The organism is Psychrobacter sp. SWN149 (genome assembly GCF_015864565.1).
GTDB lineage: Bacteria > Pseudomonadota > Gammaproteobacteria > Pseudomonadales > Moraxellaceae > Psychrobacter.
On sequence record NZ_JADYWX010000006.1, the window covers coordinates 115,173 to 138,419 of the forward strand.

Sequence of the window (23,247 nt, forward strand, 5' to 3'; positions counted from 1 at the left end):
ATGAAAGAAAATTGATTTTGTTGAATAGCAGCCAGAAAAATACCCAGGGTAATCACTAATTCTGCTAGCGATTATCATGGGTATCTGTATTAATGATGGTAGGTGGTTTACATCAACAAGTGATTGTCTTGTTCAGGGATAATCAGTTCTTGCTTTAAGGGAAGCTCGCGTACCAGTTCTTGCAAGGCACGGCGATAAACGCCTCGTTTAAAATGAATCACTTGTCCAAGTGGATACCAGTAGCTGACCCATTGCCAATGGTCAAATTCTGGCTTCCCTTCATCGAAGCGGATATGTTGTGTGTTTGGCTCATCTAAGCGCAGCAAAAACCATTTTTGTTTTTGCCCAATACATAAGGGTTGCTGACCGTGTCGCACGTAGCGTTTAGGCAGTCGATAACGCAACCAATCTTGCGTCACTGCCAATAATTCCACATGACGCGGATGTAAGCCGACCTCTTCCCAGAGCTCGCGATACATTGCATCCATCGGCGTCTCCCCACGGTCGATACCACCCTGCGGAAACTGCCAAGCGTTGTGACCAATACGTTTTGCCCACAGAACCTGCCCTTGTGTATTTGCCAAGATGATGCCGACGTTGGCGCGAAAGCCGTCTGCATCTATCATGACTAAACCTTTTTAATGTGTTTAAAAATAGCTTGTCTTGTGCTTATATTTTGACAGTAATCGTAGTTATTATAAGGTGATTGTTATCAATATAAGCTCAAAACGAGACTCATTACCGTCATTAAACCAAGAAACAAGCAAAATGTGTAACAGTATTTTGCTATAAAATGTTTCGTAAGTTTTACCTTTTAAAATCAAGTATTTATAAATAGACTTTTGTGGGTTTTAAACGGCTGTATGGACAAGGTATGGTCATAGATTAGATCATAGAGAAATGCTCTATAACGGACTCTACTGAAAATCGATACTCGCATATCTATAAGTCACTATAAATACTGCTCATAAGAATGGCAAAGACAGTAAAATCATAGCAATCGCATGGTAGTGATTTTAAAGTGGGTCGACTACAAAACATTAGCGCCATAAAATCTTGCTTTGGCCTGTGCTACACTAGCCCATCTACATAGATTTAAACGATGATTACTCTAAAAATAACAGTAGTGTAATCTCGCTTAAAATGTCAGTTTATAGGCTTGAGTGTATCTCTCTCTCACTTTGAATCAACGATATAATAAACAGATAATATACCTATCAGAATAAGGACAAAACAATCATGTCAGAATCAAAAGCAAGTGTCGTATGGCAAGAAAACAAAGCCTTTATGGGCGTGTCACCATCAGGACATAATGTACAGATCGATGCAGACAAAGAAAAAGGCGCCAGTCCAATGGAGCTGATTTTACTAGGGCTTGGCGGCTGTGCCAGCTATGATGTGATCTCGATTTTAGAGAAATCTCGTCAAGAAGTGACCGATGTACGCTGTGAATTGACGGCTCAGCGCGCTGAGACGATTCCAGCGGTCTATACAGATATTCATATGCATTTTGTCGTGACAGGTCAGGATATCAAAGACAAGCAGGTTGAAAAAGCCATCCATTTATCAGCAGAAAAATACTGCTCAGCCAGTCGTATGTTAGTAGCAGGTGGCGTTAACATTACTCATGATTTTGAAATCATAGCAGGCTAAGGGCTCACATAATAATGAATGCATTTTTTGAGTTGGTTTCTAATACGTCAGCGTCCGCCATCTGGGCAATGGTGGCAGCAAGTTTACTGCCATGGCTGGTATCCATCGTGGCAAAAGCATCTGGCGGTTTTAGAATCAGAAATAATGCTCATCCTCGCGATTTTTTTCAAAATGCGACAGGCGTGGCGGCACGCGCTAATGCCGCACAGCAAAACAGCTATGAAACCTTACCGATATTTTTGGCCGCCGTATTAACAGCTATGCTGTTCTTCGTACCGCAGTCAATCATCAATATATTGGCATGGCTGTATGTGTTGATTCGGATTGGTTTTTGCGTGGCTTATATCACCAACTTATCGATGTTTCGTTCTATTCTTTGGGCGTTATCGATGGCTTGCTGTTTGATGCTGTTCTATTTAGCGATTAGAGTGAGTGTATAACTTTTAATTATTAACGTTTATGGCATCTAGATCAACCAAATATCAGCAGGTGATTATTGTTGTATGCTAGATTGTAGCGCACTGATAATCACCGCTTTATTTTTTTCTCGTTTGATACCGTCCCATAAAACTTTTGCTTCGCCATAGCCTTTGATGAGCATCGCGAGCCATTGCTTGTAGCGACCAACCAATATCACTTCAGTTTTAGCCTGACCTTCCAAAAATTTTATCTGATGGCTGACCATTGCTTCCCACGATAACGTTGCCGCATTCAGCGTGGCATCATCTGAACCGCAATCCACACGAGCAACCAAATCAGGACGGGTAACCGCACCGCGACCTAACATTAAATGTTTTGTACCTGCTTGCGTCATACAATTCTGTGCATGTTCTGCGTTCCATATCTCACCGTTGGCGATGACAGGAATATCAAGCGCATTAAAACTTTGAATCTTGTCCCAATAGGCTGGCGGCTTATAGCCTTGGGTTTTGGTTCGTGCATGAATGGTTAGCCAGTCAGTACCACTGTCGTTAATCGCGCCACGAATATCATCCATTCTACTGGTATCGGTATATCCCAAACGAATCTTGGCAGACACAGGAATATTATCAGGTACTGCCTGACGTACAGCGCTAATAATCTGATACATGGTTTCAGGTTCATCCAATAATACGGAACCACCACGATGGCTGTTTACTGTCTTGGCAGGGCAACCAAAATTGATATCAATGGCAGGCGCACCAAGCTCGGCAGCATAAGCGGCATTGTCTGCCATCAGCTGTGCCTCGCTGCCCAAAAGTTGTAAATGAATCGGTGTGCCACAGGCAGTTTTGGCATCATGACGCAGTTCTGGCACGTATTTATAAAACACATGGGCGGGCAGGACGTGTTGAGTCACCCGAATAAACTCACTAACTGACCAATCATAGGGACGGCCTAGGTCTGCCGCAATCTGCGTTAAGATTTGCCGCATTAAAGGATCCGTTAAGCCTTCCATTGGCGCAAGTAAGCGGACGGGATTGGCAAATAACTGACGGATGGTGTTTTGACGTGCTTGAAGTTGCTGACTATTATTCATGCTTGTTGTTCACTGCTAAAGAGTCGTTATAAGAAAGATAGACTAGGAATTTAGAATGGCAAATGCAAAGAGTGTCTGATTTAGGAAAATTAAGTATTACCAAAAATCACTTTCTTACCTGTCTGCAATCCTGATATCAAGTCTTTAATATTATGGATGTCCAAATTGCTCTGAGCACGCGTGCATGCAACGTAGAGCAGTCGCAACTCTTCTGGACTTATCTTGACCGCATTGGTGGTGATATCATAATAAAAATCATCGTCTAACTGCACCTTTCCCCATTCGAGCCCTTTGGCTTTGTGAGCGGTTGAGATGACATAATCTGCATTTTCGATACTGGTCAAGCTATTGACCGCTTGGCTTAATACATTAGTACCATGGTCATCGACCAATTTGACCAGTGTTTTTAGATCGCTGCCTTCGTTGGTTTCGGCGTACTCTTGCACATCGCCCCAGTTATAGAAGTAAGCCAGCTCAGGCACACCATAAGCAGATTTGCCGTTTTTTAAATTTTCGGCAGCCTGACAGAATTTGAGCATACGATCAGTGTCCGCCTGCAGTGCCACTCTATGACCGAGCTTGAGTCCAGTTAATAATTGCGACATTGCAGCAGCATTAGTGCGACAGAGAATGGCGTCTTTTTTACTGTGCACCATGCCTTTGTCCGTAGAGGACTGCTTATTCGGGTTGCCTTTGAGCGGTACGTCTTCTTGTAAGGCTTTCAATAAGGTATTGGCCACTTCTGCAATTGGCTCACCAAAACGAAATGACTGCGTCAACAAGGTTTGCGGTAGGGGCAGTTTCTTCATGGCATTGACCGCACCGCGCCACTCGTAAATCTGCTGATGCGCGTCACCCACATAGATGACCTGTCTCGGCTGCTGGGTCAAAATCCCCATCATCAATGGGTCGGCATCTTGGGCTTCATCGAACAAAATAAAGTCTGCTGGAATACTTGGCTTAGATAAGGCCCACAGTTTAAGATAAATATCATGACCAATACCAGCAGGGTGCCGCGCATCTATTGACTGTAGCCAGCGCTGCTCGACGGCAGGGTAGAGCATCTCACGTAATTGCTCTGCGTCAGAATCATCGAGCCAACTTGGGAAAAGTATGTGTCTGGGGGCAGGGTAGCTGGCATGCGTACTACAAAAGTGACTCACCGCATCACTGACAAACCGCGACAATCGGGCTGGCGTGAGTGTGATGTATTTGTTTATGCCATCCATTTGCCGACGTACTTGGACAGGTTGCAAGCCCAAATCGTCACCCAGACGCTTAGGTGAAAAGCGCGGCAAGGAGAGTTTTACGGTAATGTCACGCGCGACATGACGATAGGCAAGCGAATGAAAGGTGCGACACTCTACATGTGGTGGAAACTTTGAGCGAGCATCATTGGCAATCGTTTTGTTAAAGGCTAAATATAAGCCGCGTCCGCGCAGGCGCTCACCGATTAGCTTTAATGTCGTGGTTTTACCAGCACCCGCATAAGCCACCACTTTGAATGACTTGTGATCCATCGCCATATTGAGCGCATTCAATTGCTCATCAGTGGGATCGCTCATATAAGCTGGCATCGATGCGGACATAATAAAACTACCTAATACAAAAAATGATTAAAAACAAAGAGGGCAAAAAAAGCCACTGGATAAACAATGGCTTTTAAATAATAGCTTATAAAGGATGGTACTAAAACGTACTAACTAAAATATGATAATAAGCATATGGCTTATTTGTGGGATAAGAGTCAAACAATACAAGAACCAGATTAAACCATGGACTTATGCAGGCCTAATCTTAGTAAGATACGCACCAGTCAGTGGTGCTATCTTAATACAAATCATCGTGTTAAGGGCTTTATTTTTTATCGCTCAATACGGATGCTAGAGCAGGGTTAGGCTCTTCTTTGATCAGAATTTTCGATAAAAACAAACCAAGCTCAAACAATAACCACATCGGAATGGCTAGCATCAGCATCGACACGCCATCGGGCGGTGTGACGACTGCTGCCACGGCAAAGCAGCCCACAATGATATAGCGGCGTTTGTCTTCTAGACTCTGAATGGAGACAATGCCCGTCAATATCAATAGTAAGGTGACGACCGGAATCTCAAAGGTTAAGCCAAATACCATAAACAGTTTGAGGGCAAAGCTTAGATAACTGTCGATATCTGTCATCGGTAGGACGTTTTGCGGGGCGAACATAATAAAGAATTTCAGGACGCCTTTGAGCACAACAAAATACGAAAAAGCCACCCCTGCATAAAATAGAAAGATAGAGGATAGTAGTACTGGAATCGCGATTTTCTTTTCTTTTTTATACAGACCAGGTGCTACAAATGACCAGATTTGATAAAGAATGTATGGCATGGCAAAAAAAGCAGCGACAAAGACCGTCAGGCGTATCGGTGCCATAAAGTTGGAAGTAATATCAGTGGCAATCATCGTCGAGTTGGCAGGCAGCTGTGCGACCAAAGGATCTGATAGTAGGTTGTAAAGCTCGCGCGAATAACCGACTAAAGCTAAAAATATCACCAATATCGCCACGCATATTTTGATCAAATGCCGACGTAACTCAATCAAGTGCTCAGTAATAGGCATGTCACCCAGTGAGCTTAAGACATCAGTAGAGGCTGTCTTTTCAGTAGATTCGGTATCATTGATAGGCTCACTGTTTCCCAAAGCCTGCCCATTCTCAATCGTATCCGTACTAGTCCGTTTTTCTTGGCGGCTTTTTTTGCGTTTGAACAATCCCATCAGTTAGCCTCCTGATCATTGACAGAAGACGGTGAGCTTACTGGACTGCTTAATAAGGTATCGGCTTTATAATTCGGCAGATAAGGTGGCATAGGTAGCCTACGTGCTTTGTCATAAGCACCGAGTCTAAACCACATATTTTCCCATGGACGTGTGACAATCGTTGGAGTAGCATTCTTTGGAATGGCAGTTTTTGGAGTGGCAGCTTTTGCAATGTCAGTCTTTGGAATATCAGCAGCTGGAGCGCGCGACGCTTTGCTATCATCGATCATGTTTGCATCATCGTTGATATCGGATGCTACCGTATCAGCCTCTAAAGTTTGATGACGGTCTGACATCTGACTGTCTTGCTCATCAGTCGCGTAGGCATAGTCAAATGCTTTTGGTTTGGCTGCTTGATGTGAGTGCCGCGTACGATCACTTTCATGAGACTGCGTGTCGTGTGATGTCTTTAAAGAGTGGCTTTGCGAGTTTTCAAAGGCTTTCATATTGCCACGCATTTCAGCCATTTCACGCTTCATGTCAGCCTCAGTTTGGCGAATTTTGGCCAGCTCTTTTTGCATCTGTTGGCGCGTCTCTGCCAAGTCGAGCTCAGCCTCTATCTCAGACTGCAAAGTGGACACCGTACGTCGAATTTTGGCATACCACTGCCCAGCAGTACGCGCGGCTTGCGGTAGCTTTTCGGGGCCTAATACAATCAAGGCAATCACCCCAAAAAGGAGTAGTTCAGAAAACCCAATATCAAACATAATGTTCCGGTATCACTGTCTAGATGCTATACATTGTGCTTATCATCAACCTTAGTGGTTGCTGGGCGCTCTTCGGTATGTGCCGTGCCATCATGGTCGAGAACCACCTGTTTTTTGGCATGCTCAGTATTTTCGTCTTTGACCGCTTCTTTAAAGCCTTTGACAGCGCCGCCCAAATCTTTGCCAGCATTTCTGAGTTTTGAGGTGCCAAATACGACAACCACAACGACCAATAGTATCAGCCAATGTGTAATAGAAAAACTACCCATAACGGTATCCTTGTGACTTGGTTTTCAGTCTTTATACGAGTGACGTTGGTTCCATATAAGGATTATGAATGAAACAAACAGCATCAGCATATAATGCGAGATAAATCAGAGCTATATTATAACCTGCACTTATTACAAATTGGTGAAACCAACAACAATCAAATACGATAGGCAGTTATTTTATCTCTCAAATGCTATCTGGATGCTTTTTCATCGATGCCTGATAACCCAAACCGTCTTCCTAATTCATTTAGGACAGCATCTGATTCGATATCAAACCATGCCAACCCAACCAAGGTATGGAACCAGACATCGGCCACTTCATAGATCAGCTCATGACGGGCGGCGTCATAATGCGCTTTGTTTTGCGCTTCATCACAATTTGCCAAATCTTTGGCAGCGATGATGCTTTCTGTACTTTCTTCACCCACTTTCTCGAGTATTTTATTCAACCCCTTCGCATATAGGCTGGCCACATAAGAGCTGTCAGCGTCAGCGTGTTTCCGTTCTGCCAATACGTTATCGAGTTGCTGAAGCACAGAACCTTTATGCGCGTGTGCTTGACGGTCATCAGCACCAGAGTTCGTCGCAGTATGTTCGGTATTAGACTGGGTGCTGGCAGGTTTAGGGGTGTCATAAATATCAGCAGGGTCTTTTAATACTTTATCGACTGTGTGCCACTCAGGTGTCGTGCCAGACAGATCCAAACTCTGATAAAAACAGGATTCACGGCCAGTATGGCAAGCAATACCACCTGCTTGGGTGACACTCAGTACGATCACATCGGCATCACAGTCTAAGCGAATATCATGTACTGTCTGCGTATGACCTGATGACTCGCCTTTGTGCCATAGTTTGCCACGCGAGCGCGAAAAATAAACCGCGGTTTGTGTTTGTGCAGTGAGCGCTAGCGCTTCTGCATTCATCCACGCCATCATCAAAATGCGACCTGATTGGTAATCTTGTGCAATTGCAGGAATCAAACCATCAGTGTTGAAATTTACGGCAGTCAGCCAAGCAGGTAAAGTCATAATGTATCAATCATCTTATAAGTAGGAAGTAGAAAAGGGTAATGAGTGGTGGAGCAAATGGATATATGATTTTGATAAATATAGGGTATGAGCGAGACGGTTATCTAGGTAAGGCAATGATAAAAGCAATAGTGCTATTTGAGCTGAATGATTGGTAGAGAAAACCTTCAAACATGTCAGATATCAGCAAGTATTTTAAATCCTAAATAAATGCGGATACAGTGCTTCTTTGGTCGCATTATCAATGATAGTCACTTTATTGAGATGAAAATCATAATTGACGAAGTGTTGTTTGGCTTTTGCGACCGTCTCGCCCGTGTGCATGCGAGTGACTTTCATCACTATATTGCCGCCATTATCATACAACGGCTCAACGCCGACCTCAAACAAAAGCGCTTCACGCACCCGTATACGTGCAGTAATCTCCAACTGTAATGTATCAACGATCAGGCCTTGATGATCTGCATTGACTTCTTTAATACCTTTGGCATATAAGAATCGCAGCCGCGCCTCAGACAGCAAGGCTGTGAGTGATTCGATAGTGACATATTGATTCATGTCAGTTTCGGTATGACGCACACGCATTACTGCTTCGAAAACAAATAGATCATCATTAAACACCAGCGCCTGTTTTGACACATTGCCTCCTAGGTTAATGGTCGGCAGACATATTCTGCGTCACATAATGTGTGCTGGTCGTATTAAACTGATTACGAGGCTGTTGCTTTTTGCTAAGTTTTTGGCTGCAAACTCAGTAAAAACGAAGCCCAATCACGGTCATTAAGCGCTTGGTTTTATCGGCACCCAAACCGTCTTATCGCTTAGTATCTACTTAATCACAGCTTAAGCATACATTCAATCTATTTGGTGGATTTTTGGCAAAAATGTCTTCATTTATGCAAAATCTGATCATATAGGATAGGGGGGTATTGCGCGTGCTTATTTGCCTTTGTTACCTAATGGCGTTGCACCGAAACTTTCCTTGGCAAAACAGCGTACTATCTGCTAAAATACGGCCTCCCACCTCGAGGCAAATAGAGGTTTAGTGCTTGTTTTTAAAGCTACTATTCGTTATGTACTATTTGACGACCAGGTTCTATCAAAGACAAAGAGGCAAATCATCATGAAAGTTAAGATGAAAACCAGAAGCGGTGCAGCTAAACGCTTCAAAAAAACAGCAAACGGCTTCAAGCGTAAGCAAGCAAACAAAAGCCATATCTTGACCAAGAAATCAGCTAAGCGTATTCGCCAGTTGCGCGGTCTTAAGATGGTGGACAAGTCTGACGAAGCAGCAGTTCGTCGTATGTGCCCATACATCTAATAGCCTATCGTCATATGTATTTAATTAAGCGCTATTTAATTCATAGCTGCTGAGTTAATAGTATGTGACCTTGCAATCTGATAACGATGTCTACCATTCGATGACATCGTAATTCGTTTAATAATGATTAAAAATATCTTGGAGTAATTTATGGCCCGTGTAAAACGTGGTGTACAGGCGAATCGTCGTCACAAAAAAATCCTAAAACGCGCAAAAGGCTACTACGGTGCCCGTTCACGTGTTTACCGCGTAGCGGTACAAGCAGTGACCAAAGCTGGTCAATATGCTTATCGTGACCGTCGCAACAAAAAACGTACCTTCCGTCGTCTTTGGATTGCACGTATTAATGCTGGTGCACGCTTAAACGGTTTAAGCTATAGCCGCTTTATCAATGGCATGAAAAAAGCTAACATCGCAATCGATCGTCGCGTTCTAGCTGACATCGCTATGCATGATGCAGCGACTTTCACAGCATTGGTTGAAAAAGCAAAAGCGGAACTAGCATAAATATTAGTCTATCTAATTGAATAGAACTAATATTGATTAATAGTACGATATTAATAAAAGCTACCGCTGGTCGGTGGCTTTTTTTATATTAAATTATTTTATTCATGTTCGACGTTGAGATTTTATTAACATCAAAGCATGCTTATCATCGTCTAAATATTCAAGCCATTCTTATAGCCAATCTTTGTATGAATTTTTCATATGAACATAACTGAATAAATGGTTTGCAATATTTGGTCAAGTCCCTAAAATTAATGGTCTGTTTAAATCAGGAATAATGCGTCTTATGACTACCCCTGCTGCTATCAACGATTTGTCGGCGCTACCGACCTTATCCTCAGAGCTCAACGAGCTTAACGAAAATCAGCTCATTGAGTTTGCTAGTGCTGCTGAAGCATTAATTTTACAGGTCACTGATGCGCGTGAGTTGCAAGATTTGCGTGTGCAATTGACGGGTAAAAAGAGCCCGTTAACTGGCTGGTCAAAGCAGATGGGTAAACTCAGTGCTGATGACAAAAAAACTTACGGTGGCTGGTTGCATCAAGTACGTAGCCGTATTCAGCAGGCATTGACTGATCAGCAGCAGCAGCTAGAAGTTGCTGAGATGAACGCTAAGTTAGAAGCTGAAAGCATTGATATTACGCTGCCTGCTCGTGGTGGTCAAAAAGGTCATTTGCATCCAGTCACGATGATTACTCAGCGGATGCAGCAGTATTTTATTCAAGCGGGCTTCAATGTCGCAACCGGCCCTGAAGTCGAGAGCGATTACTATAATTTTGAAGCATTGAATATTCCGTCGCACCATCCAGCACGTGCGATGCATGATACGTTTTATTTTGATGCGCATTATCTACTGCGTACGCATACCAGTCCTGTGCAGATTCGCACGATGGAAAAGAACGAACCGCCTATTCGCATTATTTGCCCAGGTCGCGTCTATCGCAATGATTCAGATCAAACCCATTCGCCGATGTTTCATCAGTTAGAGGGGCTTATGGTTACTGAGTCGAGCACCTTCGCTGAGCTAAAAGGCCTGATTAGTGAGTTTTTAGAAGCATTTTTTGCCAAAGAACTGACCGTGCGTTTCCGCCCATCATTCTTCCCATTCACTGAGCCTTCTGCGGAAGTAGATATCTTGGATGACAATGGTAAATGGCTCGAGGTCATGGGCTGCGGAATGGTACATCCACAAGTATTAACTAACTGCGGCATTGATAGCGACAAATACACTGGCTTTGCGTTTGGTATGGGTATTGAGCGCTTTGCGATGCTGTATTACGGTATTGACGATTTGCGTCTGTTTTTCCAAAACGACGTACGCTTCTTAAAGCAATTTGGCTAGATTCTCGTTTTTGATACCAATACGCCTACCTTTACTCTAAAATTTTGATCCGAGATATTTATGAAAATTAGCGAACAGTGGCTACGTCAATGGGTGAACCCCACGAATACCAGCGAGCAGTTGGCCGAACAGTTAACGATGGCAGGACTAGAGATTGATGATCGCTATGCGGTTGCTCGTGCTTTTAGTGGTGTGGTCATCGGTGAAGTCATCAGCGTTGAGCAACATCCAGATGCGGATAAACTGCGAGTCACGCAGGTAAATATCGGTGAAGCTGAGCTGCTACAAATCGTATGCGGTGCACCTAATGTCACCGTTGGTATGAAAGTACCTGTCGCCACCGTTGGAGCAGTACTCCCAAGCGATGACAAGAAAGGCTTTAAAATTAAAAACGGTAACCTACGCGGTGTGGCCTCTAATGGTATGCTGTGCGGTGCTTCTGAGATTGACTTAGTCGACGACATCGATGGCTTGCTTGAGTTGCCAGCAGATGCACCAGTTGGTACAGATATCCGTGAATACTTAGGCTTGGACAATCAGATATTAGATATCTCGATCACACCAAACCGTGGTGATTGCTTTAGTGTTCGTGGTATTGCACGTGAGATATCTGTCATTAATGATTTATCTATGCAAATGCCAAGTAGCCCTAACAATGTAGCAGTCAACGCTAACGGCGCAACGCCAGCCGTCACGGTAAACGCAGTGGAAGCGTGTCCACGCTACTTATTACAATCGATTAGCAATATTGATCGTAGTATTGATACACCAAAATGGATGCAAGATGCGCTCGTTCAATCGGGACTACGTTCACACAACTTCTTGGTTGATGTGACCAACTATGTATTGATGGAGTTGGGTCAACCGCTACATGCTTTTGATGCAGATACCATCGTTGGTGATATCGTTGTGCGTTTGGCACAGCCTGCTGAGAGCATCACTTTACTCAATGAGCAAACGATTACTCTAACGGGTGATGAGCTCGTGATTGCTGATGATAAAGGTGCATTGGCGCTCGCTGGTATCATGGGTGGTCAGCGTAGTAGCGTTACTGATAGCACGACCAATATCGTTGTAGAAAGTGCTTTCTTTGGTCAGCTTGCTATCGCTGCTCGCGCACGTCGCTTCGGTTTACATACTGATGCGTCGCAACGTTTTGAACGTGGGGTAGATTTTGAGTTACCAGAGATCGCATTGGCACGTGCTTGTGATTTGATTGTTAGCGTTACTGGTGGTCAAGCGGGTCCTATCGTAAAAGCTGAGAGTAGCGATTATTTACCAGCACGTGCGCCAATTACTTTGCCAATCACTAAAGTTCGTGATGTTATTGGGATCGATATCGACCCAACAGAGATGGTGCGTATCTTAACTCAATTAGGGTTTGAGGTTGAGCAGCAAGCCACCGCACTTGTTTGCAAGCCGCCATCCTATCGCTTTGATATGAGTATCCGCGAGGATCTCATCGAAGAGATTGCTCGCATCTATGGCTATGACAATATCCCAAGCGTCCTGCCACATTTGCAAGTCAGCATGGATTATGATGATACCGCAGACTTGACTCATGAGATGAAGCTGGCGTTGGTTGATACTGGTTATATGGAAGCGATTAGCTTTAGCTTTAGTGATGCCAAACTAGAAGCCTTACTCGATGACGAAGCACTGGGAGAGGTACTGGCACTGGCCAATCCTATCTCTAGCGATTTGGCAGTGATGCGCCGCACTTTGCTATCGAGCTTATTGCCATGTGTGCAATACAATCTCAATCGTCAGCAGCCACGTGTGCGTTTCTTTGAAACAGGTCTTAGCTTCGTCGGCCAGAGTATCAGCGAATTAGTACAGACCCCGAGCATTGCTTTGGTCGCAGTCGGTAATGTGTGGGATGAGCAAGCGTATCAAAATCGTGCTTTAGATTTTTATGATCTAAAACATGACATCGAGCAGTTATTACCTGCGCAAATAGAGAGTGCTCGTATCCGTTATGAGCGTAGTGGACTAAATTTTTTGCATCCTGGTCAAAGCGCTAAATTATATATCGATGATCAGTACGTTGGTTGGCTTGGCCAGTTGCATCCTAATACTGCAAAACAGTTAGACCTACCAGCTACTTGGGTTGCGCAGCTATCACTTGCACCATTATTAGATGTTGCTCGTGAGCAGCACGCCATCACTACGCCAAGTAAGTTCCCGCAAGTACGCCGTGATATTGCTATCTTGGTAGACAGTGATATCAGTGCTCAAACATTAGAGTCAACGATACGATCAGCCGCTGGTCAGCTACTCACTGATTTATGGCTGTTTGATGTCTATCAAGGCGACAAAGTACCTACCGGTCAGCGTTCATTGGCATTTGCACTTATTTGGCAAGACAAAGCACAAACGTTGTCTGATGATGCTGTAAAGGTTGCCACGGATAAAGTAGTACAAGCATTAACAGATAAGCATTCAGCACAGCTACGCGATAGCTAATACTGTGCATCTGTAATACCCAATGCTCTGCAGTTTTCTTGTTTGGAGGACTGCAGAGCATTACTATTCGTAGAAATTATTATTCATAGAAATATGTTAAGTGGTTATTAATAAAGGATTTTCATGTAGATTGTGCTAAAAGACAGTCAAAAAACCTTTATAATAGCCAGTCTTAATCCTCATACCGCTAAACCATGATATTCGACCATCACGACATAGCATAGGAGTCGTACTGTGAGCACCTTAACCAAATCTGACATGATTGAGCATTTAATGAGTCACCTAAACCTAACGCGCCAAGAAGGTCGCTGTCTGGTAGAGAACTTTTTCGATGAATTGTCAGAGAGTTTGATTGACGGCAAAGAGGTCAAGCTTTCAGGCTTTGGCAACTTTGAGCTTAAAGACAAAAATAGCCGTCCTGGCCGTAACCCAAAGACGGGCGAACCAGTGGCAGTATCTGCACGTAGAGTAGTGACTTTTAAAACGGGACAGAAGTTCCGTCAAAAGGTAGATGAGCGTCTGTTCGAAGCTTAATTGATGCTAGCATAGGGATAAAATGGATGTCTTATGGGTTTTTGCATAAAACTCATAAGATATCTAGTACACGTCTACATATTGCTATTTTCTAGCTTATGGCTGTCTGCATAAGATAACGTAAAGTCAATCTCAGCAGTTATCTCAAATGACACAAATTTTAGGCATAAAAAAAGAGAGCATAAGCTCTCTTTTTTACTATAGTAGATCTATTGTATAAACAATAGAATTACTTAGCTTCTTCAACTACAACTTCGTCAGATGCTTCAACAGCAGCTGTATCAGTTTCGCTAGCTACGTCTACGCTAGTAGTAGTACCGTCTACAGGAACTTCAGCGTCCATTTCGTCAGTAGCAGTAGCAGCTTGTGCATCAGCGATATCAGCTTCAGCGCCAGCAACAGCAGCATCAGCGTCAGCAGTCATTTCGCCTTCAGCAGCAGCATCGTCAAGCTCTGCAGATGCGTCTTGCACTTCTTCTTGTGCGTCAGATAAATCTTCAGCAGCGTTTTCTTTGTTGCTGTCACAGGCAGTTAGGCCCATAGTTGCAGTCATGATACCAGCTAGAGCAAGTAATTTAAGTTTCATAAGGTTTTCTCCGGAAAAATGAAATGAGCAGTAGCAGCAACGACAAATTGAACTTCGAGATTTCTCAAAATTCAACTAGGATTAGTCACAGCTACTCAGCTTCCACGCATTCTATAGGTTTTCTATGTAAATAGAAATAGGCTGTACAATTAAGTAACAATAATATTTAAAATAATATTTTACTTTGTCTGTTTGATAGTATTTTTAATACAAAAAACGCAATTAATCGACGTATAATCAATGACATCGGTACATATGAGATCAATTATATAGGTATCCTTACGACGTGTTATTTGGCTATTTGTGATACTCCTGTAGGCAGAATTAGAGGTAAATAGTCCAATTAATGGTAAGTGAGTGAGTCAAAATATTAAGAGCTATTTTAAATATTCTAAAATAGCTTGCTTTTTCGATATTAGACCAATGTATCAAAACGAAAAGCTGCGTTAAATACTTTATTAAGAAGCGTGTTACATTAAAAAGAGCATTCAATCAAAAAAAGCTCGACACAATATGGACATCACATAAAATCAATTAGGATCAATGCGAATAGCAGACTATCGTATGTTTGAGGAATACAGTTATGAAATGGCAAGGCAGGCAGGGCAGCTCTAACGTACGCTCGAGTAAAGGCGGCGGTAAAGTATTGGGTGGGGGTATCGGCGGTATTATCATCGCAGGTATCTTATGGTTGGTATTTGGGGTCAACCCAATGACGGCATTACAGACAGGCCAGGCAGTTACAGGCGGCGGTAATAGTGAAACATCTACTGAACCTGCGACCAGTACCGATCGAGACACGCAGTTCGTAAAAGTCGTATTGGCTGACACGGAGGCGGTCTGGCATCAAATATTTAATGAAGCAGGCAGCACTTATCAAGAGCCGTCATTGATTTTGTTCAATGGACAAGTCAGCTCGGCTTGTGGCAGTGCGAGTGCTGCAACAGGTCCTTTTTATTGTCCAGGGGATCAGACTGTTTATCTAGATACGTCCTTTTTTGTAGAAATGCGTCAAAAACTTGGGATTTCAGGCGATCAGCAAGGCTCTGGTGATCAAGAGAACCAAGGTAAAGCAGGTGACTTTGCGCAAGCTTATGTCATCGCGCATGAGGTCGGTCACCATGTACAGACGCTATTGGGTATTTCTCAACAGGTTAGTGAGGCCAGTAGACAAGTCTCGCGTTCAGAAGCCAATAAGTTGTCGGTATTGCAAGAATTACAGGCGGATTGTTTTGCTGGCGTATGGGCACAGCGCAATCAAGAACGTGTACAATTTTTGGAAGCAGGTGATATCGATGAAGCTGTCAATGCAGCGGGTCAAATCGGTGATGATCGCTTAGCAAAAGCAGGCGGCGGGGCAGTCGTACCTGACAACTTTACTCATGGTACCAGCCAACAGCGTGTCGAGTGGTTCACCCGTGGTTTAGAGAGTGGTAATGTACAGTCTTGTGATACCTTTAGCGGTGCACTATAAGTATATCGCGGTGACTTGTGATAAGAATATTTACTTTTAGCCGACGAGCCAATACAAAAAAGCCTGCAATCAATTGCAGGCTTTTTTGTGTTAACTAAGATGCTATCAAGGCAGGATTCAACCTTGATCAGATCAATTAGCGAGTTTGGTCAAGAATATAAGCACCAGCACCACCTACAGCAGCACCACCAAGTGCGCCACGAGCGATATCTTTGCTATTGCCGTTACTTTTAAGAACGGCACCAGCAGCAGCGCCAACAGCAGCACCTTTAGCAGTGTTGCTTAGACCACTGTTATAGCCATTAGTTGCACAGCCGCCCATGATAAGAGCAGAACTAGTGATTGCCGTCATTGCGATTGTTTTAGCAAATTTCATATGATTACCTATAGATTCATCAAGTTTAAAATATTAGACCCTTAAAGTAAGGCATCTAGATTATTTTCAAGTGTATTCCTACCACCTATCATCATAATCGGTTATTGACTACAGGGTCGTAGTAAAAACGCTAATCTTTGCAAACAAGATGTAAGCGATGTTGCCACACTGTGTCATCGGTGGTACTTGTGGCTTATATTGGATCATAAATTTCTTAATCATTAGACAATGAATATTTCACTCTCATCAATAAAAAAGACCACCTATTGGTGGTCTTTATATTGAATCAAAGCTAAATACATCTGACAAACTAATCGAAAATTAGTTTTGTGATTTACGCTTCATTTGCTCAAAGAATTCATCGTTGGTCTTCGCTTCTTTTAAACGGTCTAACAAGAACTCAGTGGCTTGCACACCATCCATCGGCTGAAGGAGTTTGCGTAAAATCCAGACTTTACGCAGTTTATCTTCATCAAGTAGACGCTCCTCGCGGCGAGTGCCAGATTTTTTGATGTTGATTGCAGGGAAGACACGCTTTTCAGCCAAATCACGTTCAAGCGTAATCTCCTGGTTACCCGTTCCCTTGAACTCTTCAAAGATAACGCTGTCCATTTTACTACCAGTATCGATAAGCGCACTGGCAATAATGGTCAAACTACCACCTTCTTCGACATTACGAGCGGCACCGAAGAAGCGTTTTGGACGCTCAAGCGCATTGGCATCCAAACCACCTGTCAAGACTTTGCCTGACGAGGGTATGACCGTGTTATAAGCACGTGCTAGACGAGTGATCGAATCGAGTAAGATGACCACGTCTTGCTTGTGCTCAACCAAGCGCTTGGCTTTTTCGATGACCATCTCAGCCACTTGCACGTGACGCTGTGGCGGCTCATCAAAGGTAGAGGCAACCACTTCACCGCGTACCGTACGTACCATCTCGGTGACTTCTTCTGGGCGCTCATCGATTAATAGTACGATGAGATAACACTCAGGATTGTTACGAGTAATCGACTGCGCGATGGTCTGTAGTAGCATCGTTTTACCCGCTTTTGGCGGTGCGACGATAATAGAGCGTTGACCTTTACCAATCGGAGCAATCAGATCGATGATACGGCCGGTCAAGTCTTCGGTGGTGCCATTGCCCAACTCGAGTTTTAAATGCTCAGTTGGGAATAGGGGGGTCAAGTTCTCAAAGATAAGCTTATGACGTGAACGATCTGGCGTATCAAAGTTAATTTCACCGACTTTTAATAGCGCAAAATAACGCTCAGAATCTTTTGGCGGACGAATCGTACCAGCGATACTGTCACCCGTCTTGAGGCTAAAGCGGCGAATTTGGCTAGGGCTGACGTAAATGTCATCAGGGCCTGCCAAATAAGAGCCTTCTGATGAACGCAAAAAGCCAAATCCATCCGGTAGAACCTCAAGAACGCCGTCACCATAGATGGCTTCACCGTTACGGGCATGGGTTTTTAGAATAGCAAAGATGATGTCTTGCTTACGGCTACGCGCCATATTATCAAGACCCATTTCTTTGGCGATAGCCAATAGCTCAGCGATTGATTTTTTCTTTAATTCAGTAAGATTCATAGATAGGTCATTAGCAATTGATCAGATGATAGATGCCATTAGCAGCACAAGTCAGGACAGTGATTAAAATAACGGTATTAGAATGATAAATGAGGTAGACAGCACTGGGATTTATGTAGTTTTGGTCTTGCACGTTTGCTTATGTACGCGTTGCCATCATGCGAGGCAATGTCATAAGAAATAGAGATAAAAAAGGCTACATAAGGGTCTGCGTCAAAAACTCAATATCAGTAATTGCGTTCAGTCATTTTGTTCAGCAATGGTGTTTATAATGACGGTTGTGTTTTTGTTGATAAACACGAGGAGAATAGCGACAAGATACTTAGAAAAACAGTTGGTTTTCTCTTGTCAGCAGACTATACGGTCTTCACAATAGCGTTGTCAATAAATTTTGCCAAAAAAGTCATAGAATCAAGCTTTTTGCACAAAAAACAAGCAAAAAAGCCACTATCTTTATCAGATAATGGCTTTTTGATGGGTGCTACTTTACGCGCAGAATAGTCTGTCGCGAAAAGAATACTTATACATGCTTGTCCAATACTTTGGCCAATTCAGCTTTTGGCTGAAGACCCATGACTGAGTCAACTTTTTCGCCATCTTTAAAGACAAATAGCGTTGGGATATTACGGATACCAAAACGGCTGGCCGCTTGTGGATTACTATCCACATCAACTTTGACAATTTTAACTTTGCCTTGGTACTCAGAGGCAAGATCTTCTAAAATAGGAGCAATGGCTTTACAAGGGCCACACCATGCTGCCCAAAAGTCTACCAATACTGGCACGTCTGACTCTAGTACGTCTTTGTCAAAGTCGGCATCGGTGGTATGTAAAATAAGGTCTGACATAATGTTATCTCTCTTGTTTTATTATTTCTATCACCGCATAGCAACCTAAATATTGGTCTAATAATAAGCTGATATGCGATTAAAGAATTATTTGGAAGTGGTGAAAATGTGCCATTATATTAACATGTTTGTTCAATCTTGACAGATGCAGGCTGGTTAAATTGTTTAACAATTGCCATGAGTACAATAAATCAAAGTTCTATAATAGCGCGATTAAAACTCTCACACCCAATTTATATAAGTAGTTAATGTTATGTCTTTCACTGATGAAGCAGTCAACGCTCTGAATACCCAAGAAAATGCTTACCCTATTGAGTTTTTTAGGGAGTTTGCCCAAGCGATTACGGTCTACGAAGATGACGATATTTGGGTGGTTGATAAGCCTGCAGGACTGTTGAGTGTCGATGGAAAAATGCTAAAGGTGAGTTTGCTTTCTCGCCTTGAGCGCGCCAATCCAGCCGTCAAATTGATTCACCGCCTAGATATGGATACCTCGGGGTTGCTGATTTTTGCAAAAAACGCCGCCGCACAGACTCATATTAGTAAGCAATTCATTGAGCGTTTACCGCAAAAAAAATATCAAGCGCGTGTTTTTGGCCAGTGGGAGCAGGTTGGTGCAACTGGCAAAATATCAGTGCCAGTACGCTACGAACCTGCGACCAAGCCGCGTCACATCGTCGATCACGATTGGTCAAAGCATGCACTGACGTTGTATGAAGTATTGGCCCATGAAACGTGTGATGGTCATACAGTCACAAGAGTGATGCTAAAGCCCGTCACAGGCCGTAGCCATCAGCTGCGTGTCCATATGGTACATGTCGATCATGTGATGATTGGTGATCCGATCTATGCTGAAGGTGCGGCGTTAGAGATAGCACCAAGGCTCAATCTGCATGCACAGCAACTGCGTCTGAAGCATCCAGTATTGGGTGCTTGGATGGATTGGGAAAGCCCGTGCCCGTTCTAATGCCTTGCCAGTTTTAAAATGTGGCTCGCTGATGGATGGAAGGTTGACTCAAGGGTTGTAAATAGTAGTGGCAAAGTGATGACCAATTACTGACTATAAGCATTGGATAAAGCGTGTAATGGATAGCAACTATCCGCCGCACATTTTACGAAAAACACGTTCGCTATGTAGCACCAGTCATGCAAACACAAGGATGAAAGTATGCTTGATATCACAACCACCAAACAGGCCATGAGAAATCGTTTTAGACGTAAAAGCCAAAAGTCGACCGCGCCAGCTGATTATGAAGTAATGATTATCGGTGCGGGCATCGCGGGTATTGGCATGGCGTGCCGTTTACAGCAGCAACAGCATAAAGACTTATTCGGTCATAAAAGCTCAAAACATCAAAAAAAGAAAAAATTGACCCATCAGCAAAAGAATCCTCAGCGCTTTGCCATATTCGAAAAACGTGCTGATTTGGGCGGAACCTGGGATTTATTCACATACCCTGGTATTCGATCTGACTCTGATGCCTTGACTTTTGGCTACAATTTTCGACCGTGGTTAGATTATAGAATGTTGGCAAAAGGCAGTGATATCAAACGCTATATTGCAGACACGGCACGTGAATTTGAAGTGACTGAGCACATCCGTTACCAGCATGAGGTGCAGCAGCTCTCATGGTCGAGTGACGATCAGCAGTGGTCAGCGACCATCAAAGATCATGCTAGCGGTGACATATTTATTAAGACCGCTAAGTTTGTGGTAGGTGCGACCGGCTACTATGACTATGAACAAGGATATCGACCAACGTTTGATGCAGAAGAGGATTTTAAAGGTCGTATCGTCCATCCGCAGCATTGGAATAATCTAGAGTACCAAGACAAAAAAGTCGTCATCATTGGCAGCGGTGCCACTGCGATGACGTTACTCCCTGCGCTAGTAGATGAAGACGCAGAACAATGCGCGCGGCATGTTACCATGCTCCAGCGTACGCCCACTTATGTGGCGAGCGTGCCAGGCGATGACTATGCGATTGACTGGTTATCAGGTAAGTTTTCCCCTTTATCAAAAGCGCAGGCTTATACCGTACTGCGCACACGCAACGTCTTAATACAACAAGGGCTGTATAAAGTTGCCATTTATGCACCAAAAGTGATGAAAGCCGTACTAAAAGGTGGGGTGAAAAAAGAGCTGAAAGGTAGCGGGATTGATATTAAGCACTTTTTGCCAGATTATAATCCGTGGGATCAACGCGTCTGTGCAGTACCAGACAGTGATATGTTTAAAGCCTTTCAGGGAAAACGTGCAGCGGTGGTGACAGACCAGATCAATCACTTTACCAAGACGGGTATCTTATTGCAGTCAGGCCAGCATCTTGATGCAGATATCATCGTGACGGCGACGGGGCTGAAACTACAGATGTTAGGCGGCGCCGCAGTCTATATCGATGGTCAGCCGGTGGATATCGGGACTCGTATGACGTATAAAGCCGTTATGGTTGAAAATATGCCCAATATGGCCGTGCTGTTCGGTTATACCAATGCCTCATGGACGCTAAAAATCGATTTGGCCTGTCAGTATGTGCTCAGGCTACTCGGCTACATGCACCAGCATCGCTACCAAGTAGTACTACCACAAGCACAAACGGCGAAAGATAAAGCACATGCACAGGCTGATACCGTCATGGGCTCGCTGTCATCAGGATATGTCAATCGTGCCAAAGATGCGCTGCCAAAGCAAGGCGATCGCTACCCTTGGCACGTGACCAATAACTATCTAAGCGACCGTATCATGCTGAAATATCGCAAAATAAAAGACGATTGGCTACGGTTTAGTCGTTAGTAGCTTGCTGATTATTGACTATTGAATGTTAAAAGCCACTATCAATGATGACTGTCAATAAAGTCAGCAACTTGCTTGCTTAGCATCACCCACAGAGTCTCTTGTGCGCTTTTGCTGCCCCAAGCGTTGTGCGGACTAAAGATGACGCGAGGGTGATTGGCAATGGTTAATAAAGGGTCGTCGGCTGCGATGGGCTCTTGTTCGAACACGTCGCTCGCATAGCCGAGGATTTGCTCACTGTTGATTGCATCCGTCAATGCTTGGCTATCAACGATACCGCCGCGCGCGACGTTGACGATGAGGGGTTGTTTCGTCATTTTTGCCAAGGTGTCTTTATTAATCAAATGCTCGGTTTGTTCGGTCAAAGGACAATGCAGACTGAGCACATCAGCTTGTGCCAGCACGTCATCAAATGCAGTATAGTCATCGCTGCGCGGCGCACGACCTTGATGCTCCGCCCATAATACTGTCATGCCAAAGGCGCGGGCGATTTCGGTCACGCGTTTGCCAATCGTGCCGATACCAATGATACCCAGTGTCTTATCTTCCAAATCAATCAACGGAATATCAAGCAGGCAAAAATTGCCGTTTGCCAGCCATGTGCCGTCAGCGACTTTTTGATGGTAATGGATACCTGCGCGCATTGCATTTAACATTAACATAAAGGTATGCTCGGGCACGCTTTTGACCGCATAACCAGCGACATTAAAAAGCGCAACATCGTGCTTATCGCAAGCTTCTTGCTCGACGTTATTCATACCAGTGGCAGTCAGTTGGATCAGCTTGAGTTTCGGTAGCTGCTCTATGACTTCTGCACCGATTTGCACTTTATTGGTGATAATAATGTCAGCATCTTTGCAACGCTCAATGATAACAGCCGTGTCTTTTGGCGTGTCATTATAAGTGATGTAATCGCTGACACCTATTGGCGCTGGCAGGTCAATACCTTCAGAAAACGTACCTTCATCTAAAAAAACGGCTTGCATGGCTAGTCCTTACTTATTGTTGTCATATTGATGATGGTCTAACGAATAGTTGTCTTATGAATGAGTATCGGCTTAATGTAGCACGTTGGTCTTTTTAAGCAAAAAGTAATCCACTGAATGTGTGAAAGGGTGATGCCAGCCACAGACCTATCTCAACACATTGATCCTAGCTTGAACTTGAATAGATTATATTCACCCGCAGCACCTCTCTAAAATACAGTGCCAAGTAAATACTGCCTAAATTCATATCGCAAGCCTCCCAATCTATCAAAATTGACCACTTGAAAAGTCAACTTAACGCACTCATCTAGCCGCTAACGTTATATAATGGCTGCGCGTGGCGATTGGTTTTTCTAAGAGTGCTTTTAAGTTCGTTGAGAATCTGCATTCATAGTCCCCTAATCGCTATCATAAGCCACTATTGGTATCTAATTTTTTATTATCTG

23 protein-coding genes are annotated in these 23,247 nt (G+C 43.7%); 10 read left to right on the forward strand and 13 right to left on the reverse strand.

Annotated features, from left to right (window positions below):
• Nucleotides 1-107: 107 nt before the first annotated feature.
• Nucleotides 108-626 (reverse strand): RNA pyrophosphohydrolase, encoded by a 519-nt coding sequence (locus tag I6E86_RS11300; protein WP_194364994.1) that lies wholly within the window; start codon nucleotides 624-626, stop codon nucleotides 108-110.
• A 613-nt stretch (nucleotides 627-1,239) separates the two neighbouring features.
• Here I6E86_RS11300 and I6E86_RS11305 point away from each other — a divergent pair.
• Together I6E86_RS11305 and I6E86_RS11310 are read left to right on the forward strand one after the other, a co-directional pair.
• Nucleotides 1,240-1,653: an OsmC family protein gene (locus I6E86_RS11305; protein WP_194364993.1), complete on the forward strand. Its 414-nt coding sequence runs from the start codon at nucleotides 1,240-1,242 to the stop codon at nucleotides 1,651-1,653.
• Between the two features lie 14 nt (nucleotides 1,654-1,667).
• Nucleotides 1,668-2,093 (forward strand): MAPEG family protein, encoded by a 426-nt coding sequence (locus I6E86_RS11310; protein ID WP_197177555.1) that lies wholly within the window; start codon nucleotides 1,668-1,670, stop codon nucleotides 2,091-2,093.
• 53 nt (nucleotides 2,094-2,146) lie between these two features.
• Here the strand turns inward: I6E86_RS11310 and I6E86_RS11315 are convergent, their stop codons facing one another.
• The 7 genes from I6E86_RS11315 to I6E86_RS11345 form a co-directional block, all read right to left on the reverse strand.
• The gene (locus I6E86_RS11315) at nucleotides 2,147-3,172 is read right to left on the reverse strand and encodes a tRNA dihydrouridine synthase (protein ID WP_197177556.1); all 1,026 of its coding nucleotides are present in this window, start codon (nucleotides 3,170-3,172) and stop codon (nucleotides 2,147-2,149) included.
• An 89-nt stretch (nucleotides 3,173-3,261) separates the two neighbouring features.
• A complete protein-coding gene (locus I6E86_RS11320; protein ID WP_197177557.1) occupies nucleotides 3,262-4,761 on the reverse strand; it encodes a UvrD-helicase domain-containing protein in 1,500 nt (499 codons plus the stop codon).
• Nucleotides 4,762-5,029: 268 nt separating this feature from the next.
• Entirely contained in the window at nucleotides 5,030-5,773 is a 744-nt protein-coding gene (tatC, locus tag I6E86_RS11325; protein WP_413787003.1) for a twin-arginine translocase subunit TatC, read from the reverse strand.
• Nucleotides 5,774-5,928: 155 nt separating this feature from the next.
• Nucleotides 5,929-6,678 (reverse strand): Sec-independent protein translocase protein TatB, encoded by a 750-nt coding sequence (gene tatB / locus I6E86_RS11330; RefSeq protein WP_197177559.1) that lies wholly within the window; start codon nucleotides 6,676-6,678, stop codon nucleotides 5,929-5,931.
• Between the two features lie 26 nt (nucleotides 6,679-6,704).
• Nucleotides 6,705-6,947, reverse strand: coding sequence for a Sec-independent protein translocase subunit TatA (gene tatA, locus I6E86_RS11335; RefSeq protein ID WP_194364987.1), 243 nt, complete (start codon nucleotides 6,945-6,947; stop codon nucleotides 6,705-6,707).
• Between the two features lie 194 nt (nucleotides 6,948-7,141).
• The gene (gene hisI, locus I6E86_RS11340) at nucleotides 7,142-7,978 is read right to left on the reverse strand and encodes a phosphoribosyl-AMP cyclohydrolase (RefSeq protein WP_197177560.1); all 837 of its coding nucleotides are present in this window, start codon (nucleotides 7,976-7,978) and stop codon (nucleotides 7,142-7,144) included.
• A 195-nt stretch (nucleotides 7,979-8,173) separates the two neighbouring features.
• Nucleotides 8,174-8,617: a thioesterase family protein gene (locus I6E86_RS11345; RefSeq protein WP_194364985.1), complete on the reverse strand. Its 444-nt coding sequence runs from the start codon at nucleotides 8,615-8,617 to the stop codon at nucleotides 8,174-8,176.
• A gap of 484 nt (nucleotides 8,618-9,101) precedes the next feature.
• Between I6E86_RS11345 and rpmI the strand changes: the two genes are divergently transcribed.
• The 5 genes from rpmI (at nucleotide 9,102) to I6E86_RS11370 (ending at nucleotide 14,148) form a co-directional block, all read left to right on the forward strand.
• Nucleotides 9,102-9,299 (forward strand): 50S ribosomal protein L35, encoded by a 198-nt coding sequence (rpmI, locus tag I6E86_RS11350; RefSeq protein WP_010197866.1) that lies wholly within the window; start codon nucleotides 9,102-9,104, stop codon nucleotides 9,297-9,299.
• Nucleotides 9,300-9,449: 150 nt separating this feature from the next.
• Entirely contained in the window at nucleotides 9,450-9,806 is a 357-nt protein-coding gene (rplT, locus tag I6E86_RS11355) for a 50S ribosomal protein L20 (RefSeq protein WP_011281252.1), read from the forward strand.
• A gap of 286 nt (nucleotides 9,807-10,092) precedes the next feature.
• On the forward strand, nucleotides 10,093-11,148 hold the full coding sequence (pheS, locus tag I6E86_RS11360; protein ID WP_197177561.1) for a phenylalanine--tRNA ligase subunit alpha: 1,056 nt from the start codon (nucleotides 10,093-10,095) through the stop codon (nucleotides 11,146-11,148).
• A 60-nt stretch (nucleotides 11,149-11,208) separates the two neighbouring features.
• On the forward strand, nucleotides 11,209-13,614 hold the full coding sequence (gene pheT / locus I6E86_RS11365) for a phenylalanine--tRNA ligase subunit beta (protein WP_197177562.1): 2,406 nt from the start codon (nucleotides 11,209-11,211) through the stop codon (nucleotides 13,612-13,614).
• 234 nt (nucleotides 13,615-13,848) lie between these two features.
• Nucleotides 13,849-14,148, forward strand: a complete 300-nt coding sequence (locus tag I6E86_RS11370; RefSeq protein WP_194364982.1) for an integration host factor subunit alpha — start codon at nucleotides 13,849-13,851, stop codon at nucleotides 14,146-14,148.
• Nucleotides 14,149-14,377: 229 nt separating this feature from the next.
• Here the strand turns inward: I6E86_RS11370 and I6E86_RS11375 are convergent, their stop codons facing one another.
• Nucleotides 14,378-14,734 carry a hypothetical protein gene (locus I6E86_RS11375; protein WP_194364981.1) on the reverse strand — a complete coding sequence of 119 codons (357 nt, stop codon included), beginning with the start codon at nucleotides 14,732-14,734 and terminating at the stop codon, nucleotides 14,378-14,380.
• A 583-nt stretch (nucleotides 14,735-15,317) separates the two neighbouring features.
• Between I6E86_RS11375 and I6E86_RS11380 the strand changes: the two genes are divergently transcribed.
• Nucleotides 15,318-16,208, forward strand: coding sequence for a neutral zinc metallopeptidase (locus tag I6E86_RS11380; protein WP_197177563.1), 891 nt, complete (start codon nucleotides 15,318-15,320; stop codon nucleotides 16,206-16,208).
• 136 nt (nucleotides 16,209-16,344) lie between these two features.
• Here I6E86_RS11380 and I6E86_RS11385 read toward each other — a convergent pair whose 3' ends face one another.
• The 3 genes from I6E86_RS11385 to trxA form a co-directional block, all read right to left on the reverse strand.
• Nucleotides 16,345-16,584 carry a hypothetical protein gene (locus tag I6E86_RS11385; protein ID WP_197177564.1) on the reverse strand — a complete coding sequence of 80 codons (240 nt, stop codon included), beginning with the start codon at nucleotides 16,582-16,584 and terminating at the stop codon, nucleotides 16,345-16,347.
• A gap of 321 nt (nucleotides 16,585-16,905) precedes the next feature.
• Nucleotides 16,906-18,174, reverse strand: a complete 1,269-nt coding sequence (rho, locus tag I6E86_RS11390; RefSeq protein WP_055125334.1) for a transcription termination factor Rho — start codon at nucleotides 18,172-18,174, stop codon at nucleotides 16,906-16,908.
• Between the two features lie 520 nt (nucleotides 18,175-18,694).
• Nucleotides 18,695-19,021 carry a thioredoxin gene (gene trxA / locus I6E86_RS11395; protein ID WP_194364978.1) on the reverse strand — a complete coding sequence of 109 codons (327 nt, stop codon included), beginning with the start codon at nucleotides 19,019-19,021 and terminating at the stop codon, nucleotides 18,695-18,697.
• Between the two features lie 253 nt (nucleotides 19,022-19,274).
• On the opposite strand from trxA, the gene I6E86_RS11400 reads away from it, so the two are divergent.
• Nucleotides 19,275-19,988: an RluA family pseudouridine synthase gene (locus I6E86_RS11400; RefSeq protein WP_197177565.1), complete on the forward strand. Its 714-nt coding sequence runs from the start codon at nucleotides 19,275-19,277 to the stop codon at nucleotides 19,986-19,988.
• A 231-nt stretch (nucleotides 19,989-20,219) separates the two neighbouring features.
• Entirely contained in the window at nucleotides 20,220-21,815 is a 1,596-nt protein-coding gene (locus I6E86_RS11405) for a flavin-containing monooxygenase (protein WP_413787004.1), read from the forward strand.
• A gap of 41 nt (nucleotides 21,816-21,856) precedes the next feature.
• Here I6E86_RS11405 and I6E86_RS11410 read toward each other — a convergent pair whose 3' ends face one another.
• Nucleotides 21,857-22,801, reverse strand: coding sequence for an NAD(P)-dependent oxidoreductase (locus I6E86_RS11410; protein ID WP_197177567.1), 945 nt, complete (start codon nucleotides 22,799-22,801; stop codon nucleotides 21,857-21,859).
• Between the last annotated feature and the right edge of the window lie 446 nt (nucleotides 22,802-23,247).

Coding starts and splice junctions, on each gene's coding strand:
- I6E86_RS11410 (WP_197177567.1), bottom strand. CDS start 22,801: ATGCAAGCCGTTTTTTTAGATGAAGGTACGTTTTCTGAAGGTATTGAC.
- I6E86_RS11305 (WP_194364993.1), top strand. CDS start 1,240: ATGTCAGAATCAAAAGCAAGTGTCGTATGGCAAGAAAACAAAGCCTTT.
- I6E86_RS11405 (WP_413787004.1), top strand. CDS start 20,220: ATGAGAAATCGTTTTAGACGTAAAAGCCAAAAGTCGACCGCGCCAGCT.
- tatC (WP_413787003.1), bottom strand. CDS start 5,773: ATGCCTATTACTGAGCACTTGATTGAGTTACGTCGGCATTTGATCAAA.
- rplT (WP_011281252.1), top strand. CDS start 9,450: ATGGCCCGTGTAAAACGTGGTGTACAGGCGAATCGTCGTCACAAAAAA.
- pheT (WP_197177562.1), top strand. CDS start 11,209: ATGAAAATTAGCGAACAGTGGCTACGTCAATGGGTGAACCCCACGAAT.
- rpmI (WP_010197866.1), top strand. CDS start 9,102: ATGAAAGTTAAGATGAAAACCAGAAGCGGTGCAGCTAAACGCTTCAAA.
- I6E86_RS11320 (WP_197177557.1), bottom strand. CDS start 4,761: ATGTCCGCATCGATGCCAGCTTATATGAGCGATCCCACTGATGAGCAA.
- I6E86_RS11310 (WP_197177555.1), top strand. CDS start 1,668: ATGAATGCATTTTTTGAGTTGGTTTCTAATACGTCAGCGTCCGCCATC.
- I6E86_RS11400 (WP_197177565.1), top strand. CDS start 19,275: ATGTCTTTCACTGATGAAGCAGTCAACGCTCTGAATACCCAAGAAAAT.
- tatA (WP_194364987.1), bottom strand. CDS start 6,947: ATGGGTAGTTTTTCTATTACACATTGGCTGATACTATTGGTCGTTGTG.
- tatB (WP_197177559.1), bottom strand. CDS start 6,678: ATGTTTGATATTGGGTTTTCTGAACTACTCCTTTTTGGGGTGATTGCC.
- I6E86_RS11300 (WP_194364994.1), bottom strand. CDS start 626: ATGATAGATGCAGACGGCTTTCGCGCCAACGTCGGCATCATCTTGGCA.
- I6E86_RS11380 (WP_197177563.1), top strand. CDS start 15,318: ATGAAATGGCAAGGCAGGCAGGGCAGCTCTAACGTACGCTCGAGTAAA.
- I6E86_RS11375 (WP_194364981.1), bottom strand. CDS start 14,734: ATGAAACTTAAATTACTTGCTCTAGCTGGTATCATGACTGCAACTATG.
- hisI (WP_197177560.1), bottom strand. CDS start 7,978: ATGACTTTACCTGCTTGGCTGACTGCCGTAAATTTCAACACTGATGGT.
- I6E86_RS11385 (WP_197177564.1), bottom strand. CDS start 16,584: ATGAAATTTGCTAAAACAATCGCAATGACGGCAATCACTAGTTCTGCT.
- I6E86_RS11315 (WP_197177556.1), bottom strand. CDS start 3,172: ATGAATAATAGTCAGCAACTTCAAGCACGTCAAAACACCATCCGTCAG.
- pheS (WP_197177561.1), top strand. CDS start 10,093: ATGACTACCCCTGCTGCTATCAACGATTTGTCGGCGCTACCGACCTTA.
- rho (WP_055125334.1), bottom strand. CDS start 18,174: ATGAATCTTACTGAATTAAAGAAAAAATCAATCGCTGAGCTATTGGCT.
- trxA (WP_194364978.1), bottom strand. CDS start 19,021: ATGTCAGACCTTATTTTACATACCACCGATGCCGACTTTGACAAAGAC.